This is a genomic window from Rheinheimera pacifica (assembly GCF_024809855.1).
Classification (GTDB): Bacteria; Pseudomonadota; Gammaproteobacteria; order Enterobacterales; family Alteromonadaceae; genus Alishewanella; species Alishewanella pacifica_A.
The window spans coordinates 40602-59534 of record NZ_JANUEM010000008.1 but is presented as its reverse complement, the minus strand read 5'-3'; the positions used below and the strand labels follow the sequence as shown (position 1 = coordinate 59534).

The window sequence follows — 18933 nt, the reverse complement described above, 5'->3', positions numbered from 1 at the left end:
CGCAGCCTTTTTTATTACGAATATTGATTAATGGCTACTGCAGATGCTGTAAAATCTGCGGCCATGGTACCAGTTTCAAGTTTTGTCCCTGTTCTGGCATGCGGTTACGGCCATCCTGTACTATCAATGCGCCCTGTTCAAAACCGGGCCCCAGTGAACGGGTAGTAACCTCCAGACCATCAGTTTCAGAGACACCATCTATACCCAATTGAGGGTTGGTGCTGATGCGAAAATGTAAGCGTTCAGCATATGGGGCCGTTGCATCAAACACCAGATAACTGTCATTACCCTGGCTTGATACCAGCAAATAACTGCTACCGTTATGCTCTGCCAGCGCAATACCTTCAATATCTGCCACCAGGTGCTGGCCATCAACACGGATGATTGCTTCCCCCGTTGTCGCCGCATCTGCTTCGGCGGCAAAACGCCAGATAGCTTCATCTTCTTCGCCAACGAATAACACGCCGCGTTTATCATCAGCCACACACCCTTCCGGCTGCGACGGCACATGCAATGAGCGCACTAAAGTGCCCTGCCAACCTATACCATCAGTGTCAATGCGATACTGTTCAATTAGGCCGGATTTATCATTAACAAACACATAGTGCTTACCACTTTGTGCACTGTGATACATACACAGGCCATAAATCTCTGTCAGGGTAGTGCCGACTTTACCGGCATTATGCAAAGTGCCGGTGCCATCAATAGCAAACAGTTGCAGGCTGTTATCATCGCGCAAACTGGCGGCAGCAATATCGTGCGCTGCACTTTGCCATTGCAGGCCATAACGCACATCAACATTATTCAACCGCCCCACGCTATGCTGTTGCACACGTTTGCCTTGCATATTGTATACATCCAACCCGGCCCTTTTGTCGGTAGCAAGGAGCAGGCTAAGCTCAGGTCGCGTCGGATTATGCCACACTGCAGGATCGTCCATTACATCACCGCGTGCCAAAGCGGCTTCGGTTTGTAAGGTTGGTTGCAACTGCACCACTGCCGTTTTCGGCGGGCGGGCAGCCGTAACAGGCAGTGTCAGCGATAACTGCTGCACTGCGTCTGCCGCCTCACTGCTGATATAAGCTGTCTCTCTGTTGTTCTGCGTACTTAGCGCTAAACCGCTGGCCTCAGCCAACGCCGGAATATTGACAGCCTGAGCTATCCGGCCATCACTTTTTATATGTAACAGCCGGGCGGGTTCTTCTTCCAGGGCCAGCAGGCTGCCATCCGTCAATACCTGCAATGCTTTCACTTCACCCTGCAACTGACCAAAAGGCTTATTCACCTGCACTAAACTGCGGCCTTCGTCGGCTTCGGGTTCCGCCTGATAACGCCAGATGGCACGATCTGCTTCTGCGATATACAGTGCACCTGAGGTGTGGTCTACCGCACAGGCAGTGCTGTCATAAGGCACATTCAGTTCGCGTATTACCAGCGGTTGTGTCAGCCACTGTTGTTGCTGCTGTAGTAGCAGCTGATCCGCACCTCCACGGCCGCCCAGTAAAAACAAGCTGAGCTGCTGGTTTTCGCTGCTTTGGTAAAAGCATAAGTCTTCTACCACCCGGCTGCTGATCAACTGCCGGTGCACCAGCTGCAGTGGTGTTTGCCCGGCCGGGGCAAAACGCCAGAGATACAAAGTATTGCTGTCTGTATCCATTGCAGCCAGTAAAGTGCTGTCCTGCATTAGCGGCAGTTGAGTCAGGCGGCTGAAACGGCCACTATGCTGACCAAGCACGGTATCGCCCTGCTGCACCTGTAACCCTGTTGCGTTAGTAAACACCTGATACTCAGCGCCTGCCAGCTGCGTATTATGGTAATGGCTGGCATTGACAGCCAGGGGTTGTGGCCCCGACATTGGTGAACCTGGCTTATCTGCCTGGCAGGCGCTTAACAAGCCCGCCAGCGCAAGACTTAACACACTGAGTTGAAACATTTTTTTATTCGACAACATTATTTTTACCTGCCTGATTCTTTTAGCTGCTTACCAGTTAGTAATTTGCACACCCAGTACAAAGGTGCGGCCGTATTGCTCATACTGGAAGTTATAAGGCTTGCGCCCGGTGTAAGCATAGTAAGGCTCGTCACTGAGATTGATCACATTAAAGTACAGCTGCATACCACGCCGGATAGTCCACTTGCCGGTGAAATCCAGTTGCAGATGATCATCTGAATACACGTCGTAAGCCGCATCAGTAACATCGCCCACTTCGGCCAGATACTTCGACTTATAGTTGGCTGCAAGGCGCAGGCTTATTGTATCGGTTTCATAGCCCAGGCTCAGGTTAGCGGTTTTGTCTGACTGGCTGGGTAACGCCACTTCGCGGCGAAACAAAGTGCCATCGTCAAACCATTCAATATCAGCGGTAGAATCCGTTAAGGTCAGGTTAGCGGATATCAGCAGGTTATCCAGAGCGTTACCAAAACCTGATACTTTATGAACAGCGTTCAGTTCCAGACCGTATAAATCAGCCTTGCCGCCGTTAACGTAGGTTTCTGCTTTGGCAAAGTTGGCATACTCACCACGGCCAGCTAAATCGGCCTCATAGATAAAATTATCAATCTGCTTATAAAACAGCATGGCAGAAAGTACGCCAAGTTTGTCAGCGTAATGCTCAATACCCAGATCCAGGTTATTTGACTTCAGCGCTTTTAGATCCGGGTTACCAAAGGCTGCCTCTAATTCGTCATCATCCTCCTCCAGTATAAAAGCCGGTGCCAGTTGCTGAAAGTTAGGCCGTACCAGGCCAGTGCTAAAAGCCGCCCGCACTATGCTTTGCTCTGACAGGTTATACCGCCCCACTACTGCAGGCAGCCAGTAACCTTTGCTACTGCGTTGCTGGTTAACGCTAAACTCTTCATTTATATCGTCATAGCGGGTGCCGTGCGCATCGCGTTTTTCATGCTCGTAACGCACCCCGGTAATTAACTGCCAGTTATCCCGCTCCCACTGCGTCATAAAATAAGCCGCACTGATATCTTCATCTACCTGATAATCATTAACTTGCGACTCAACATCGTCAATAAAGTCGTCGCGGTTTAAGCCACTAACCAACTGATAAATATTGCCACTGTTAATTGCCGGGCCCATATTACCCAAACCATAATCTACATTGGCAGCAGCATAGTCGCTCAGGCTTAAGGCACTAATGCCCAGATCGCCGAAGTCTTCAAACAGCCAGATATCTTCTGCTGCGCTTTTTTCGCGCTGGCTGAATTTAACACCGCTTTTTAGCAACAAGCTGCCGTGGCGCAGAATAATTTCACGGCTTAAATCAAACTTAATATTACGTTCGGTTTCTTTGGCGTAAGTATCACCCATTTCTACTTCTTTCAGCTCGTAACCGTCGGCAAGAAATGCTGTAGCCGGCGCCGTTAAACGCAGGATATTACTCCCGGTGAAACCAACACCATCAGCAAACTCCTGCTCAAAATCAGCCCCGCTGATACTAAATGGTGTATCTTCATCAGCCTTGCTAGCGCCGGCTTCTAACTGCCACTCCCAATTGCCGGACGTTTGTTTGGTTCCCAATACTATGGCACTGATACTCTGTGTTTCTTCACGCTGCTTTAAAGAGCGGATCAGTGCTGCTTCACCGAGGCTACCGGCAAACTGCGGATCGGCCAATTCTATTGCCATACTCTGGCGCTCTTCAGTGTCACTGAAACGGCTGTACAGACTACGCAGGTAATATTCGTTGTTGTTACCCGGCCGGTAATCCAGGTTCAGTGCCAGGCCAATACGCTCGCGGCTAATTAAGTAATTGCGTAGTTCAAACTCTTCCAGCCCGTCGTCAAAATCCCAGCTGCCACCGGTTTCAACGTTCTGTGAGCCAAATTTACGTTCGGCGTAACTGGCTGCAATGGCAATACCCAAACTGTCTGTTTCGCCTGCGGCATCCAGTATTTTACTAAACACGCCAGATACTTTAGGGCTGGTTTTACTTTGCTGCTGGTTGTAGCCAGCTTCTGCGGTAAAAGAGTAAAAATCGTTGCTGCGGTCAAAGGCCGATAAGCTTTTAATTTCCACTGTACCGCCTAGTGAGCCTGCTGGCATATCTGGTGTCAGGGTTTTGTTTACTTCTACCGATTCAAGCAAGTCTGATGGGATCACATCCAACGCTACGGCACGACGGCCAGCTTCTGGTGCTGCTAACTGGGTACCATTGTAGGTTACTGCGTTATAGTCCGGCGCTAAACCGCGTACCCGGACAAAGCGGCCTTCACCCTGATCGCGCTCTACCGATAAGCCAGCTAAACGTTGCAGTGCCTCACTGACATTACTGTCAGGAAACTGGCCCATCTCGTCGGTACTGGCTACGGTAACGATGCCGCCGGCATTACGCTGGCGGTTAAGCGCTTTACTCACCGCACCGGATTGCCCTACCACTTCAATATGTTCCAGCGTTTCACTGGCAGACAACAGTTTAATATCGCCGAGGCGCAACCCGGTATCTGCGACAACCAACACCCGGGTTTCCGGTATAGCACCGAGATAATTCACCAACAAAGTGTAAGTACCGGCAGGTAACTGATTAAAGTGAAAACGACCATCGGCAGCCGTAGTGCGGCGTAGCTTTAACTCCGGAATACTCACTTCAGCACCTGTTAGCAGGTTACTACGGTTATCAGTAATACGGCCCAGCACATCGGCATCAGCCAATACGGGGGCAGATAAAGCGGCAAAAGCCAGGCTTACAGCACAAGCCAGCACAGAACGGGGGTTATTTTTATGATACGTCAGCTTCATCGGTTGCTCTTAATTTTTCGGCTAATAACTGCATGCAGTGTGCCCTTGCTGTGTGACAAAACACCGTTTGTTAACAATACACACTGAGCCAATATGACCCGGGTCTTAACGGTGCAACGCAGTGTCTGAAGTGCTAAAGCCTGTCATTCAACTGTCATACAGGCGGCAGAAAATTATATTTATTTGTGCGGATAAACTGATCATGTGGCGACAACACCGTTACAAAATGCTATTCAGCCTGCTATTGCTGTTAAGTGGTCTGCTGCTGGCTATTGATATTGGCAGTGCCAAACACAGCAATGAATTTGACTGGCTGGACATTCTCGGTGAGGGCACAACTTTGCTGGTAGCCTGTGGCTGGCTGGGGCTGATTATCAGCAGCCGCCCGGCAGGTCGGATAACCGAATGGCTGTACTATGGCAGCCTGCTACTGGTGTATTCATACTTTCTTGATCTGTTGGACGAGTTTATCCGCTACCCGGAGCATATCCGGCTGATGAGCTGGCTGGAATCTTTGCCTGCACCGGTTGGCATGCTGGTACTGACTTATGGCCTGATTGGCTGGCACCGTGAACAGCGTGCTATTAACCGCCAGTTACGCGGCCGTGAATTGTTTTTGCGTGACCATCAGCTTATAGACCCACTAACCCAGCTATACGGCATTGAGTATCTGCAAGCGGTATTACAACGCGAAATAGAGCTGCATCAAAGCCAGCACAAAGCCTTAGGTTTACTGGTACTGGATATTGATAATTTCGCTGAGTTTAACCGCCAGTATGGTATAGCCAACGGCGATGCCTACCTTGGCCAGTTAAGCGAATTACTCAGCAACCAACTACGCCACAGCGATGTAGTATGCCGCTATGCCGGAGACCGTTTTATTGCGCTATTACCTAACACTGCCCTGGCGCAGACAAACATTATGGCGCAGCATTTACGCCAGCAGCTATCGCAACTGTCGGTTGAGAGCAGCAGGCCACAGCTAACATTGGTAGAAATGGCCGTTCAGCAAGACAATGCTCAAAGTGCTTTACATGCAGCCGATCAGGCTATGGCGCTGGCAAAAAAAACCGCCACGCATAAATTGCAACCGATCTGATGAGTATCCGTCTCTTCGGCTATCAGGACAAAATCCTGCTGTTGCAACATGGCAGCACTGAGCTGCTGGCGCTGGCACAGCGGCGTGGTGCCCAGTTGCATAAGCTGTTAAGCGGCACCAGTATTTTTGAACAAGACTTACACAAACCGCACGGCAGGCTACACCATAACGACTGGCTGAAACTGCTGCAAAACTGTCAGCAGCAGCTTAACAGCCCGGAATTGCCCTATCTGCTGGGCAATGCCTTACTGAACAACCACTATATTTCACTGTGCCAAAGCCTGCAGTATGCACAAAACCTGCATCAGGCGCTGGCGCAATTGTACTACTTTCGCCATCAGCTGTTTCCTTGCTTCTATGCACGACTTTCCCAACAACAGCATTGCATCATCATTGAATTTAAACCGGCGCTGGGTTTGGCCAGTCAGCAGGCTTTTATGCTGACAGCCGTTATCTCGCTGCTGCTGGGTTTAGTAAAACAGCAGTTGGGCACGGTAGCAGGCATCAGCCTGCAGTTGCAGCAAGCAGCCTCACATCAGTTACAACACCAACTGCATTGGGGGGTGGATGTCAGTTTTAATCGCAGCCTTGACTGTATCAGCATTCCGCTTGCTTTGTGGCAACAAGTTTTTACTGATGCAAACACACTAAAATTTAACGCTGCCCGCCGCACCTGCCGCCAGCTTAACCATGTGCTGAGCAAACAACGGGCTTTGCCGGAGAGTATTTGCCGGTTGCAGCACAGAGCTCTGCCACAACTGCTGAATCAGGATCAGGTTGCCGCTGAGCTTGGGCTAAGCAGTAGCAGCTTAAAACGCCAGCTTAACCAGCATAATACCAACTTTGCCACCCTGCTGGACGAAGTACGCCGTGATGCAGCCCGGCAACTATTGCAACAAGGCCATTATTCTAACCGTCAGTTGGCACTAAAGCTGGGTTACTCTGACGAGCATAACTTTCGCCGTGCCTTTAAACGCTGGACAGGCTTAATTCCCAGCAGCTTTAAAGGCATGTTTAATTTCAACTAACCACAACATTACGACCAAGGATTTTTAATGAAACTGTTTAATGCTATCAGCCTGGTGTTATTACTAACTTGTTTACTTAACGCCTGTTCACCGGCAGGCACAGCAAAAGCCGGCCTGGCGCCAGCTACAACATCGGCAACAGAAAATATAGTGTTGCGCTTTGCTGTACTGGGCGATGCCGAACCTAAGCCTGAGCCAGAATTTCCGAATCTGGCCGCGGCAGTAACCGATATAAACCGGCTGGCAACACAAACCAAACTGGACTTTGTTGTCGGTGTTGGTGATATCGCCCACAAGGGCACTTTAATACAGTACGACAATGCCACACCGGTGCTGCAACAGCTAACGTTACCGTTTTACCCGATTATGGGCAATGAGGAGCACGGCAGCACTGTTGAACGCTTTATGCAGTATGCTAACAGCTGGAACGCCGGAAAAATTACCCTGGATACTCCCAGTTACGTACTGGAGTTTGGCACGGTGGCGCTGGTATTTGCCTCGCCCGATCACGGCCGCGACTTTAACGATGACGGCATCAGTTGGATGCTAAACCAGCTAAAACAGCTGCAACCAAAGCCAGTGCTGTTAATCGTGCACGGCGCTCAAACCGGCGTATACCCGGAAAATGCTGATAAAGGCATTGAGCACCCGGGCTTTGCCGGGGTGATTGCCCAACCTAACCTGGCAGCGGTGATCTCCGGCGATTTACATATGGATATGAACCGCGTTGAACATTCAAAACAACTGGGCACGGTACACTACCTGCATATCCCCGCACTGGAGCGCACAAAAATTCCGGATGAAACACAGCATACCGCCATGTTTCGCGTATTTAGCCTGAGCAACAACAGCATAATGCAGGTAGATACCTACCAAGCCGGCAATACCATGCCACTGGCGCAGCATAGCTATAGCTTTAACTTACCCCGGTTGCCATAGCAGCCGCTAAGCAATGCTTACTTGCTTGCAAGATAGTTTGCAGCTATGTTACACCGCTTTAATAAAGCTGCCGTTTACTGATCCCTTGCAGGAACGAAGATGAGCGAACATCAAATTATTATTTTGCCGCAGAACCCGCTATGGATACCGCCTTCGGGCATGGCTGCCGCCACTCAGCAGTTTATCGCCGGGCTGTTTCCGGCGGCAGAACATATAGAGGTTACCTGCACAGACGAAGTGCGTTATTACGACTGCGGCGGCAATTTTGAACATATTCATTGCCCGGCCTGTTATGCAGAGCTTAGCGTGGAGCAATGGCATAGCATGATGGACGCAGACTACAATGCTGAAAACAACAGCTTTGCCATGCAGCAGCAGGCATTGCCGTGCTGTGGCGAGCTATGCAATTTAAATCAGCTGCAGTACTCCTTTGAGCAAGGCTTTGGCCGTTTTGCCATTATTATGGATAACAGTGTCGGTGTGCTGGATGCTGCCACGCAGGCAGCAATAGAAGTGTTTTTAGACAACCAGCCGGTAAAAATTATCTACCGGCATTAGGCGTAATTAAGCGGGCTTTCACCCCGCTTAGCTTTTATCCTGCTTTTCCAGAAAGTCTTTAAACTCGATGGTGTAAAGCTTAATCAGTACATGGGTCAGGGCAAATATAATCGGGCCGTAGATCAAACCGATAACGCCAAATAACTGCAAACCACCAATAAGTGACAGGAAAAGCACCAGAGTGCTCATATTGGACGTACCCTGCATCAGAATAGGCCGTAAAAAGTTGTCAATAGAGCCAACAACTATGGCGCCCCACAAGGTTAAAAATAATGCCCAGGGCCAATCACCCGTAAGTAATAAATATAAACTGGCAGGTGCCCAGATTAACGCCGCGCCGACCAACGGGATCAACGACGCAAATACCATTATGGTTCCCCAGAACAACCCCGGCATACCAACAATTGCCATGCCAATACCACCCACAGCGCCCTGTGCCAGAGCAGTCAAAAAGGTTCCCATAACAGCAGAGCGTGCAACGGTATTGGCTTCGGTAAGTAATTTTTCCTCCTGTGAGCGGGCCAGCGGCAATATCCAGAACAAGCTTTCAAGAATTTTTTTATGGTCGCGCAGCAGAAAAAACAGCACAAACAACATCAGAAAAAAGCTGACAATTATTCCCGTTACGTCTCCCACTACTTTAGTACTTAAATCAAGCAGCTCTTTACTAAAGCCTGAAGCAAACTCGGTCAGCCGGTCAATAATGTCTCTGATAGTGAAGTCACCTACGGGCAAAAAGTCGTTTATTCTTTCAATGCTATCTGTAATAAATGGCTGCTGCAGCAACTGTTCAGCGCCGCCCTTTTCAACCCACTGGTAACTTTGCTTTGCAAAGGTAATACTTTGCTGAACTATCGCCATTAGCACTACAGCAGCCGGTACCAGGATCACCACCACCAGCAAAGAGCAGGTAATGGTTGATGCCAGATTAGGTTTATCAGGAAATTTGCGCACAATTCTCTGATGCACCGGAAAACACAGTAACGACAGGACAAATGCCAGCACTACCGGGCCAATAAAGGGAGCTATCAACAGATAACTGGCATACAGCGCCAGTAATAAGAAAATAATTAACACCCAATGGCCCGGTTCAATTTTAACGTGGTTACTCACTGGTAAAACTCCCTTTCCGGTTATTGCACGGCTATTTTATGTCAGGGCGCAACCTGCTGCATGATCAGGCCACAAATATAAGCGCCATAGGTGCCAAGACCATAACCCAGCACCGCCAGTAATACGCCAACAGGCGCTAAAGATGGGTGAAACGCAGCCGCAACAACCGGTGCTGACGCCGCACCACCAACATTAGCCTGGCTACCCACAGCCATATAAAACATCGGTGCTTTTATTAAACGGGCAACAATCAGCAACAACACAGCGTGTACTAACATCCAGACTATGCCAACTAAAAACATCAGCTTATTGCTAAAAATCGCCGTAACATCCATATGCATCCCTATGGTAGCGACCAGGATATACAGAAATGCCGAACCTACCTTTGATGCACCTACCGCTTCCAGTTTACGTACCCGGGTAGTAGACAAATAAAGCCCCACAGTCGTGGCAATAACTACCAGCCAGAAGAAGGTGCTGGTTAAACTGTACATTGCCAGTTGCGGCGCCACCTGCTCAATCCACGGCGCAATAATATCTGCCAGTGCATGGGACAACCCGGTAACACCAAACGCCACTGCAACAATCAGCATAATGTCGTTTAAATTAGGAATACGGGCATTTTGCGCCTGATATTGCTCAATTTTCTGCCGCAGGTTCATAATGCCACGGGTGTCAGCACCATTTTTGCGATCAAAAAACTCGGCCCGGCTGGCGATAAACAGCAATACTGCCATCCAGACATTCGCCACCAGCACATCCACGGTGATCATGACAGAAAAAATATTGCCATCAACGTTAAACACTTCTTTCATGGCCGCCTGATTCGCACCACCGCCAATCCAGCTACCAGCAATGGTTGTCATGCCACGCCAGATATCACCACCCAGTTCCTGCGGAAAAAAGTAGCCGACACTCATCAGTGCAATAGGCCCGCCAATAACAATGCCCAGGGTACCGGTTAAAAACATAATCAGCGCTTTAGGGCCAAGGCCAAGAATAGCTTTAAAATCAACGCTCAAGGTTAACAACACCAAGCTAGCTGGCAGTAAATAGCGTGACGCCATTTTGTATAGCGACGAACCTTCGCCGTCAATCACGCCAAAGCTGTTAAATAGCGAAGGGATGAAATAACACAACAACAACGCCGGCACATATTTATAAAAAGCTTTAAAGAAGCGGTTATCGCTATGGCTGGTATAAAACACGGCGCCTAAAATGGCGGCCATTAAACCAAGTACCACTGCATCGTTAGTGATAAGTACGCTGGATTCTTGCATCGGATACCCTGAAAGATAGTTAGTAATTAATTGCGGTTTTATAACACCGCTTTTTGCGCAAACATACCACAGCGCTACCGCTTAACAAAGCTGTAGCCGTTGTTCTGCCGCAATACTGCGGCAATCCGACAACAGAAACTAGAGCTTGGGCAGATTTTATGCTGTTATGATGCGGCAAAACACACCCTAAAACGCATGGAGGAACAATGCGAAACCTTACCGGAAGCATCACACTACTGCTGGCATTGGCCTGCACAGCTGTTGCCGCCAAACCTATTACGTTGGAACAAACTGTCGGTATACAACATGTCACTCAACTGGTTGTAAGTAACGACGGCAACTACACCGCCTTTATCCGTAACCGGCCGCGTAACCCCTATAATGAGAACGATGGTTCAAGCCACCATGAATTATTTTTGCTTGATAAAAACGGCAATGAGTCCCCCTTTATCACCGGCGATGGCCGGGTGGGCAATATTAAGTTCAGCCCCGACAATTCACAGCTGTATTTCACCGCCAAAAGAGGCGATGACAAATTTACCAGCCTGTATCGCATAGCCGTTAGTGGCGGCGAAGCACAAAAAGTACTGAGCCTGCCAAATAATATCAGCAGCTACGATATCAGTGCCGATGGCAAATATCTGGCTTTGCTGGCCAGACCGGCTGAAGCAAAAAACCTGGCTGAATTAAAAAAGAAGGGCTTTAAAGCCGAAGTGTATGAAGAAGATCTGATCAATACCCAACTGTGGCTGGCAGAGCTGCAGCAACGGCCGTTAAAAGCCGAAACAGTGGCAGTTGACGGCAATGTATTGTCAGTGGCTTTTGCACCAAAACAACAGCAGTTGCTGGTGCGTGTAGCACCCACCGCATTGATTGACGATAACTACATGGCCAGCCAGTATCAGTTGCTCGATTTTAGCGGCAAAGTACAACAACGTTTTGCTACTGTCGGTAAACTGGACAAAGCAGAGCTGTCACCGGACGGCAGTAAACTGGCACTGATTGGCAGCGAAGATATTCACGACCCTTCAGCAGGGCGCTTAATACTGGCAGATGTAAAAAGTGCCAACCTGAGCGAACTGCTGCCCAACTATGCAGGCCACGTGCAGGACATTGCCTGGCGCAGTAATAATGAACTGCTTTATGTTGGTCATATTGGTACCGAAGCCGAGCTGGGCGCGGTAAATGTGCGCAGTGGCAAAACCAGCCAGTTGGTAAAACCCGGCTCAGGTATTATTACCCGCGTAGCACAGCCAGTCAGCGCCAAACACAGCGTATTACTTGTTAACACTGCCGCTCACCCTGCTGAAGTTTATCGCCTGAACGGCAACAAGCTTAACCGGCAAACGCAATCTAACCCCTGGCTGGCCGACATTAGCATGCCAAAACAGGAAACTATCCGACATACAGCCAGCGATGGTGTTGAGCTGGAAGGCATTCTGGTATATCCGCTAAATTATCAGCAAGGCCAGCGTTATCCGCTGATCATGGTGGTGCATGGTGGGCCGGAAGCCCATATGTCTAACGGCTGGCTCGACCGCTACGCCAGCCCGGTGAAACTGGCCGCCAGTGAAGGTTATATGCAGTTTTTCCCTAACTATCGCGGCAGTACCGGCCGGGGTGTAGCTTTTTCCAAGCTGGGGCAAAATGATTATGCCGGCAAAGAATTTGATGATTTAGTCGATGCCAAAAATTATCTGGTTGCACAGGGGCTGGTTAATAGCGCCAAAGTGGGTATTACCGGGGGCTCATACGGGGGCTATGCATCGGCATGGGCTGCCACTAAACAAACCGAACACTTTGCTGCCAGCGTGATGTTTGTTGGCATCAGTAATAACTTGTCTAAATTTGGCACCACTGATATTGCCAATGAAATGCACTTGGTGCATGCCCGCAGTTACCCGTGGCAAAAATGGCAATGGTACTTAGAGCGCAGCCCGATTTACCATGCCGAACAGGCTAAAACACCCATTTTGATTATGCACGGTAAAGAAGACACCCGTGTACACCCCAGCCAGTCAATGGAGTTGTACCGCTACTTAAAAACCCACGGTAAAGTGCCGGTACGCTTAGTACTGTATCCGGGCGAAGGCCACGGCAATCAAAAAGCAGCAGCCCAGCTGGATTACGGTATGCGCCTGATGCGCTGGATGGATCATTTCTTAAAACAGGGTAACAAAGATTTACCACCGCACGAGCTGCCACATGCTGACAATATAAAAGCAGCCACCAAAGAAAAAGACGCGGCTTAAAAGCCGGATAACTTAAGATGCCCGGCTTGCCGGGCATTTTTTTATTCAGCCGCTTTGGCGCTTAACGCTGGCGCTTCAAACGCCACACCGTCCCAGCCGGTACGGATAAAATTACGAATATTCTGATGATCGCTGCCTTTGGGGGTATCCAGTACAGCGCGGTAGTAATCACCAAATAAAAATAACGTTTGCGGTGCCGATAACTGGTGCAGCAAGCCAAAAGCCAGGATTTTGCACGAACCATTGTTTTCACCGGCAGCATTATGCAAGTCGCCATTTTTAAACGCTACCGGCGTAAACTGATATAACGCATCAATAAGCGCAATACTTTGCCCGAAACTGATACTATCGGGCTCAGTACTCAGTTGAATAAAAAAATGCTCCAGCATAGTAACTCCTGTTCGTTGTGACCTCGCAGGCCTGCGGCAATCTGCTGATACTAAGCGTTGCCTTTAAGCTTAGCAACTACACAAATAATCAAGTAACAGATCTTTACTATTGAGTACCGGATCCGGCTAACGTCATATGCATTGCCTGATATACTCTGGCCATTATCCGTATGCCGGACCACGTTATGTTAAGCACTGATATCTGCCAACAGGCACGCCTGGCAAGAGATGCCCGCTTTGATGGCCTGTTTTTTACTGCCGTAAAAAGTACCGGTATTTATTGCCGCCCGGTTTGCCCGGCAAAAGCACCAGCCGAGGTGCAAGTGAGTTATTATTTTTCATCTGCCGCCGCCTGCGCCGCCGGTTACCGGCCATGTTTACGTTGCCGGCCAGACAGTGCACCAGGCTCTGCTGCCTGGCAAGGAACAGACACCACCTTACAACGTGCCTTAAAACTTATTGATGAAGGCGCGTTACAACACCAAAACCAGACACAACTGGCAGAGCGGCTTGGGATCAGTGAGCGTTACTTACGCAAAATGTTTCAGCAGCAACTGGGGCTGGCGCCAAAACAGTATGCCATTACCCAACAGGTGTTATTTGCTAAAAAACTGCTGCATGAAACGGCACTGCCTGTCAGTGCTATTGCTTATCAGGCCGGTTTTAACAGCGTGCGGCGCTTTAATGATGCTTTTAAACAACAACTGCAACTTAGCCCCGGGGCCATCCGCCGCCGGCGTGACGGCGCTGAACAGGACATCATACGGTTAGAACTGAGTTACCGCCCGCCACTGGCCTGGCACACTATGCTGCAATTCTGGCAGACGCGCACGCTGGACGGTATTGATTGGGTAGATCAGCAAAGCTATGGCCGCACGTTCAGCTACCAGCAGAGCGCAGGCTGGTTTGAGGTAACGCCGAAAACGGACAGCAGTTTACAGCTGAGCCTGCACTGGCCCGGTAAGCAAGGCTTGTTTAGCCTGGTGCAGCAACTGCGCCGCCTGCTGGATTTGGATGCCAATATGCTGCAGATAGAGCAGCAACTGCAGCAGCATGCTTTATTTAGTCGGGGCATAATCAGCGGCTTGCGTATTCCCGGCTTATGGGGTAGCTGGGAAGCGGGTGTCAGGGCTATACTGGGTCAGCAGGTCAGTGTGGCCGGAGCCCGCACCCAACTTAACCGTTTAGTACAGGCACTGGCTGAGCCGGTGGCCGGTGACAAAAAGTTGTTCCCTACCCCGCAGGCCGTGGCACAAAGCAGCCTGGACATGATAAAAGTACCACAGGCGCGGCGCGACACGCTAAAAGCCCTGGCGCACTTTGTTATGGCAACGCCTGACGCAACACCACAGCAGTGGCTCAGCATCAAGGGCATCGGCCCCTGGACAGTAAACTACGCCTGTTTGCGCGGTTTATCAGCCAGTGATATCTGGCTGGCGGGTGATCTTGGTGTACAAAAAGCACTGGCCCGCAACGGTAATGCTACTACTGATACCAGTAGCCTGGCACCGTGGCGCAGCTATGCAACCTTTCAGTTATGGTTTAGTCCCGGAGAATAATATGTTTAGCCAATATATCAACAGCCCGCTGGGGCCAGTACAGATTTTAGCAACCGCCAGCGGTATCAGTGCCATCAGCTTTGTTGCCACTCAGCAGACAGCAGAGCAACCTTCTACTCTGACAGCCTTAGCCGCGCAGCAGCTCAGCGCCTATTTTGCCGGCACCTTAAGCCATTTCAATTTGCCGCTGGAGGCCAGAGGTACTGCATTTCAGCAACAGGTATGGCAAAAGCTGTGTGCTATACCTTTTGGCCAAACCTGTAGCTATGCCGATATTGCCCGTGGCATCGACAATGTTAAAGCAGTAAGAGCAGTAGGTGCAGCTAATGGCCGTAACCCTATTGCTATAGTGGTGCCGTGCCATCGTGTAATAGGCGCCAATGGCACCTTAACCGGTTATGCCGGCGGGCTGGATAAAAAAGACTGGCTGCTAAAACACGAACAGCGCCAAAAGGCGCTGTTCAGTTAAAAGAAATGCTGATTAGAACTGGTAAGACACACCAAAACGGAATTCATTTTTCGTGTCGCCGCTATTGAGTGCCACATTGCTGCGGATGGCCCAGTCCGGGCTCAGGTGATAAGCGATACCACCGGCTAAACTGCCATAATTATCGCCAATAGAGTGATAAGTAGCTTCAGAGTACAACTCTACCTGCGGTGTTAACGGGTGACGCACACCTACACCACCATAACCACCGCTGTCATCTGCATCACCGGATGCATTCTGAAAACCGGCCAGAATATAAGTTTGGGTATTAGGTGAAAAATCCAGTTTAAAGCCGGTTAAGTAATTTACCCCAACCTTCAGCATGTTCGCATCAAACGGGCCTTGCGATACGCGGGCAAACTCGGCGTCCAGCACCCAGTTTCTGTCCAGACGGTATGATGCTTCAACATAAGGACCGTCCGGGCCGATATCAGTGTAACCTGCACCAACATAATCCCATTTAATGTTAGCCTGTGCACCGGCAGCAAAAGCAGCGGCAATGATACTTGCAGATACGATTGATTTTTTCATTTTATACTCCTAGGTTTCTCACACTGAGTCACACTTAATTGTAACGTGAGACTTATTTTTATTAAGGCACAGCTTAGCCTTAGCGTCTTAACGCTGGCTGAACCTATCAGCAGGGCGCAAACATTCTAATTATTAGAATGCTTTATCGTGAATAATGTAATTTTCTTTCCATTAACACTAAGCTTTAATAGCAACCTTTAATGCCGGAGAAACCACCATGACCACACGCACAGTGCAACGCCTGATCCCTGCAATACAGGCATCTGATGGCGCCGGGGTAAAAATTAAGCGCAGCCTGGGGCAAAACCAGCATACCCGGCTGGACCCATTTCTGATGCTGGACTTTTTTGGTTCAGATCAGGCCGGAGACTATATTAAAGGGTTCCCGCCCCACCCTCACCGCGGTTTTGAAACGGTAACCTATATGCTGGCAGGCCATATGCTGCATGAAGATCATCTGGGCAATCAGGGCCATCTTAAAAGCGGCGGCGTACAATGGATGACCGCAGGCCGGGGTATTATTCACTCAGAAATGCCGCAGCAAGATGCAGGCTTAATGCAGGGGTTTCAGCTATGGCTAAACCTGCCGGCAGCGGAAAAAATGAAACCGGCAGCGTATGTCGATATCAGCCCGGATCTGATCCCACAGCTAACATTAGCCCAGGGCACAGCCAAAGTGATTGCCGGCACTTTACAAAGCGGTGACGTACAGCAAGGCGGGCCAATACAAGGCTTAACCACCGAGCCACAATACTATGATTTACACCTGACAGCCGGGCAGACAATAACCCTGCAACTGACACTGACCCACAGTGCTTTTGTTTACCCCTATGCCGGTGATATTCAAGTGGTTGATGATAAAGAACAGCGCAAAGTGCCACAGCACCATGCCGGTGTATTAACCAATGGTACTGCTGTCACCCTGCATGCTGAACACGATTGCCGTTTATTAGTGCTGGCAGCAGCGCCTATTGGTGAACCTATAGTGCAGTATGGCCCTTTTGTGATGAATTCTATGGCCGAGATAGAACAGGCCATCAGTGATTATCAGCAAGGCCGCCTGACGGATAATAAAGCAGCCAGCAGCATTGAGCTGGCCCGGTAAAAGGTTTAAACAACGCTTTAAATAATGAAAAGCGGGATTTTGTCAGCACAGCGTTTTATACTAACGCCTTTGTTATGACAGAGACTGCAGTATGCAATTAATCGGTATTATCGGCGCCATGGAGCCGGAAGTGGCGCTGTTGCGCCAGCAAATCGTTGAAGTAGAAACCACCGAGCTGGGTTCCTACGTATTTTACAGCGGCCGCCTCAATGGCGTTGCAGTTGTGCTGGTGCAATCCGGTATCGGTAAAGTTGCGGCTGCAGTTGCCACAACCTTAATGATCCAGCATTTTAAACCAGACGCTGTTATTAATACCGGTTCAGCCGGCGGCTTTGACCCGCAATTAAGCGTTGGTGATGTAGTGATCAGTACCGAAGTGCGCCACCATGATGTTGACGTAACGGCTTTTGGTTATGAAATAGGCCAGGTGCCACAAATGCCCGCCGCTTATTTGCCACATCCGGCTTTGGTAGCCGCCGCCGAGCAAAGTATTGCCTTGCTGGGCTATTGCAAAACCAAACAAGGGCTTATTGCTACCGGCGACAGCTTTATCTGTGATCCGGCGCGTATTGCTGTTATCCGCGAACAATTTCCCACTATGCTGGCGGTAGAAATGGAAGGTGCCGCTATTGCCCAGGTATGCCATATGCTGCATACCCCTTTTGTGGTGATAAGAAGCTTAAGCGATATTGCCGGTAAAGAATCGCCACAATCTTTCGAAGCCTATCTGGAGGTCGCGTCAAAAAACAGTTCAGCCATGGTTGCTGAACTGATTAGCAGCCTGGCCGGTGTAAGCCTGTAACGTGCTGCCACAAGGGCTTTGGTATGCGCCTTTAATGCTGCTGGCCGTGGTGCTGGCAGCAAACTGGTTTAGCTTACCGGCAGCCTACCATCCGTTAACACTGTTTCGTTATTATGCCCGCCAGTTGGCACAAAAAGTACACCCTGATCCTACCCGGCCAGTACAGCAACAACTCACGTCAGGTAGCCTGGCAATAGTAGTCGCTTTGGCACCGCCGTTGCTATTGTGCTACAGCCTGTATCAGTTTTCAGAACTGCCGCAACTGCTGGATGCGCTGTTGCTGTATCTCAGCCTGGATTGGCAGCAGCAACGTAAATATATGCTGGGCATCAGCGACAGCCTCAAGCGCGGCCAGCTAACGCTGGCAAAAGAGCAAGCGACAAAATTACTGCTGCGCGACACCAGCCGCCTGACAGCAATGGGCGTAAGTAAAGCCATAATAGAGAGCACGGTGCTGCGTAACACCAGGCTGATGCTGGGTGTGTGCTGCTGGTTTTTAGCCGGTGGTGGCATCGCCGCACTGGCATACCGGTTGTTGCAGGAACTGGCCCAGCAATGGAACAGTAAACTGCCGCTAAACCGCTACTTTGGCAGGCCCGCTGCCTGGCTGGCCACTATTACTGCGGCCCCGGCGGTACTGATTAGCAGTATTATTCTGGTGTTGCAGCATGGTATCAGCCGCTGCTATAAGCAAGTTCGTCAGATCCCACGGCTTAACATTAACTATCTGTCTTTTTTACTGTTGTGTTGTGGCAGCGTGGCAGTGCGCTGTAATCTTGGCGGCCCGGCATATTATGGCCATACTAAACTGCTGCGCAGCCGCATATCCTATCAGCGAGAACCTGCCTGGCAGGATATTGGCAACGCCGTGCGGGTTGTGCATTTTGCTCAGCTGTATTTTATGCTGCTGGTACTTAGTGTTACCTTAGTGCAATTGGCACTGATCTGGCTGAAATAGCCGCGATAATAAGCGCTTTAGACAGAAAACTGGACAAGCCATTCACTCTCAGTATATGTTCTGCAACACAATCCAGATGTAGCAGC

The 18933-nt window shown here is 49.8% G+C and carries 16 protein-coding genes; 10 read left to right on the top strand and 6 right to left on the bottom strand.

The features are described 5' to 3' along the window. Positions 1 to 34: 34 nt before the first annotated feature. Positions 35 to 1951 (bottom strand): phytase, encoded by a 1917-nt coding sequence (locus M2404_RS11850; RefSeq protein ID WP_259239952.1) that lies wholly within the window; start codon positions 1949 to 1951, stop codon positions 35 to 37. Between the two features lie 30 nt (positions 1952 to 1981). Then, positions 1982 to 4747: a TonB-dependent receptor gene (locus M2404_RS11845; RefSeq protein WP_259239951.1), complete on the bottom strand. Its 2766-nt coding sequence runs from the start codon at positions 4745 to 4747 to the stop codon at positions 1982 to 1984. A gap of 202 nt (positions 4748 to 4949) precedes the next feature. Here M2404_RS11845 and M2404_RS11840 point away from each other — a divergent pair, with 202 nt between their 5' ends. The 4 genes from M2404_RS11840 (at position 4950) to M2404_RS11825 (ending at position 8371) form a co-directional block, all read left to right on the top strand. Beyond that, positions 4950 to 5846: a GGDEF domain-containing protein gene (locus M2404_RS11840; RefSeq protein ID WP_259239950.1), complete on the top strand. Its 897-nt coding sequence runs from the start codon at positions 4950 to 4952 to the stop codon at positions 5844 to 5846. Continuing rightward, positions 5846 to 6874 (top strand): helix-turn-helix domain-containing protein, encoded by a 1029-nt coding sequence (locus tag M2404_RS11835; RefSeq protein ID WP_259239949.1) that lies wholly within the window; start codon positions 5846 to 5848, stop codon positions 6872 to 6874. The genes M2404_RS11840 and M2404_RS11835 overlap by 1 nt, the downstream gene beginning before the upstream one ends. Positions 6875 to 6901: 27 nt before the next feature. After that, the gene (locus tag M2404_RS11830) at positions 6902 to 7813 is read left to right on the top strand and encodes a metallophosphoesterase family protein (protein WP_259239948.1); all 912 of its coding nucleotides are present in this window, start codon (positions 6902 to 6904) and stop codon (positions 7811 to 7813) included. 99 nt (positions 7814 to 7912) lie between these two features. After that, positions 7913 to 8371: a hypothetical protein gene (locus M2404_RS11825; protein ID WP_259239947.1), complete on the top strand. Its 459-nt coding sequence runs from the start codon at positions 7913 to 7915 to the stop codon at positions 8369 to 8371. A gap of 27 nt (positions 8372 to 8398) precedes the next feature. Here the strand turns inward: M2404_RS11825 and M2404_RS11820 are convergent, their stop codons facing one another. Then, entirely contained in the window at positions 8399 to 9484 is a 1086-nt protein-coding gene (locus tag M2404_RS11820) for an AI-2E family transporter (RefSeq protein WP_259239946.1), read from the bottom strand. Between the two features lie 41 nt (positions 9485 to 9525). Further along, on the bottom strand, positions 9526 to 10764 hold the full coding sequence (locus M2404_RS11815) for a DUF819 family protein (protein WP_259239944.1): 1239 nt from the start codon (positions 10762 to 10764) through the stop codon (positions 9526 to 9528). A gap of 206 nt (positions 10765 to 10970) precedes the next feature. On the opposite strand from M2404_RS11815, the gene M2404_RS11810 reads away from it, so the two are divergent. Next, positions 10971 to 13016: an alpha/beta hydrolase family protein gene (locus M2404_RS11810; protein ID WP_259239943.1), complete on the top strand. Its 2046-nt coding sequence runs from the start codon at positions 10971 to 10973 to the stop codon at positions 13014 to 13016. 41 nt (positions 13017 to 13057) lie between these two features. Here M2404_RS11810 and M2404_RS11805 read toward each other — a convergent pair whose 3' ends face one another. After that, positions 13058 to 13405 carry a HopJ type III effector protein gene (locus M2404_RS11805; RefSeq protein WP_259239942.1) on the bottom strand — a complete coding sequence of 116 codons (348 nt, stop codon included), beginning with the start codon at positions 13403 to 13405 and terminating at the stop codon, positions 13058 to 13060. Between the two features lie 185 nt (positions 13406 to 13590). On the opposite strand from M2404_RS11805, the gene M2404_RS11800 reads away from it, so the two are divergent. Both M2404_RS11800 and M2404_RS11795 read left to right on the top strand, forming a co-directional pair. Then, positions 13591 to 14964 carry a DNA-3-methyladenine glycosylase 2 family protein gene (locus tag M2404_RS11800; RefSeq protein ID WP_259239941.1) on the top strand — a complete coding sequence of 458 codons (1374 nt, stop codon included), beginning with the start codon at positions 13591 to 13593 and terminating at the stop codon, positions 14962 to 14964. 1 nt (position 14965) lies between these two features. Beyond that, positions 14966 to 15433 (top strand): methylated-DNA--[protein]-cysteine S-methyltransferase, encoded by a 468-nt coding sequence (locus M2404_RS11795; RefSeq protein WP_259239940.1) that lies wholly within the window; start codon positions 14966 to 14968, stop codon positions 15431 to 15433. Between the two features lie 12 nt (positions 15434 to 15445). On the opposite strand, the gene M2404_RS11790 is transcribed toward M2404_RS11795, so the two are convergent. Further along, positions 15446 to 15982, bottom strand: a complete 537-nt coding sequence (locus M2404_RS11790) for a porin family protein (RefSeq protein ID WP_259239939.1) — start codon at positions 15980 to 15982, stop codon at positions 15446 to 15448. 217 nt (positions 15983 to 16199) lie between these two features. Between M2404_RS11790 and M2404_RS11785 the strand changes: the two genes are divergently transcribed. The 3 genes from M2404_RS11785 to M2404_RS11775 all read left to right on the top strand — a co-directional run bounded on the left by M2404_RS11785 (position 16200) and on the right by M2404_RS11775 (position 18847). After that, positions 16200 to 17087 (top strand): pirin family protein, encoded by an 888-nt coding sequence (locus tag M2404_RS11785; RefSeq protein WP_259239938.1) that lies wholly within the window; start codon positions 16200 to 16202, stop codon positions 17085 to 17087. Positions 17088 to 17178: 91 nt separating this feature from the next. Beyond that, the gene (mtnN, locus tag M2404_RS11780; RefSeq protein ID WP_259239937.1) at positions 17179 to 17889 is read left to right on the top strand and encodes a 5'-methylthioadenosine/S-adenosylhomocysteine nucleosidase; all 711 of its coding nucleotides are present in this window, start codon (positions 17179 to 17181) and stop codon (positions 17887 to 17889) included. Between the two features lie 34 nt (positions 17890 to 17923). Next, positions 17924 to 18847 (top strand): cobalamin biosynthesis protein, encoded by a 924-nt coding sequence (locus tag M2404_RS11775; protein WP_259239936.1) that lies wholly within the window; start codon positions 17924 to 17926, stop codon positions 18845 to 18847. The last annotated feature ends 86 nt before the right edge of the window (positions 18848 to 18933 follow it).

Bases quoted from the DNA above. Each gene is read 5' to 3' on its own strand.
- mtnN (WP_259239937.1), top strand. From the start codon at position 17,179: ATGCAATTAATCGGTATTATCGGCGCCATGGAGCCGGAAGTGGCGCTG.
- M2404_RS11840 (WP_259239950.1), top strand. From the start codon at position 4,950: ATGTGGCGACAACACCGTTACAAAATGCTATTCAGCCTGCTATTGCTG.
- M2404_RS11775 (WP_259239936.1), top strand. From the start codon at position 17,924: ATGCTGCTGGCCGTGGTGCTGGCAGCAAACTGGTTTAGCTTACCGGCA.
- M2404_RS11785 (WP_259239938.1), top strand. From the start codon at position 16,200: ATGACCACACGCACAGTGCAACGCCTGATCCCTGCAATACAGGCATCT.
- M2404_RS11810 (WP_259239943.1), top strand. From the start codon at position 10,971: ATGCGAAACCTTACCGGAAGCATCACACTACTGCTGGCATTGGCCTGC.
- M2404_RS11850 (WP_259239952.1), bottom strand. From the start codon at position 1,951: ATGTTGTCGAATAAAAAAATGTTTCAACTCAGTGTGTTAAGTCTTGCG.
- M2404_RS11835 (WP_259239949.1), top strand. From the start codon at position 5,846: ATGAGTATCCGTCTCTTCGGCTATCAGGACAAAATCCTGCTGTTGCAA.
- M2404_RS11845 (WP_259239951.1), bottom strand. From the start codon at position 4,747: ATGAAGCTGACGTATCATAAAAATAACCCCCGTTCTGTGCTGGCTTGT.
- M2404_RS11815 (WP_259239944.1), bottom strand. From the start codon at position 10,764: ATGCAAGAATCCAGCGTACTTATCACTAACGATGCAGTGGTACTTGGT.
- M2404_RS11825 (WP_259239947.1), top strand. From the start codon at position 7,913: ATGAGCGAACATCAAATTATTATTTTGCCGCAGAACCCGCTATGGATA.
- M2404_RS11800 (WP_259239941.1), top strand. From the start codon at position 13,591: ATGTTAAGCACTGATATCTGCCAACAGGCACGCCTGGCAAGAGATGCC.
- M2404_RS11790 (WP_259239939.1), bottom strand. From the start codon at position 15,982: ATGAAAAAATCAATCGTATCTGCAAGTATCATTGCCGCTGCTTTTGCT.
- M2404_RS11795 (WP_259239940.1), top strand. From the start codon at position 14,966: ATGTTTAGCCAATATATCAACAGCCCGCTGGGGCCAGTACAGATTTTA.
- M2404_RS11805 (WP_259239942.1), bottom strand. From the start codon at position 13,405: ATGCTGGAGCATTTTTTTATTCAACTGAGTACTGAGCCCGATAGTATC.
- M2404_RS11830 (WP_259239948.1), top strand. From the start codon at position 6,902: ATGAAACTGTTTAATGCTATCAGCCTGGTGTTATTACTAACTTGTTTA.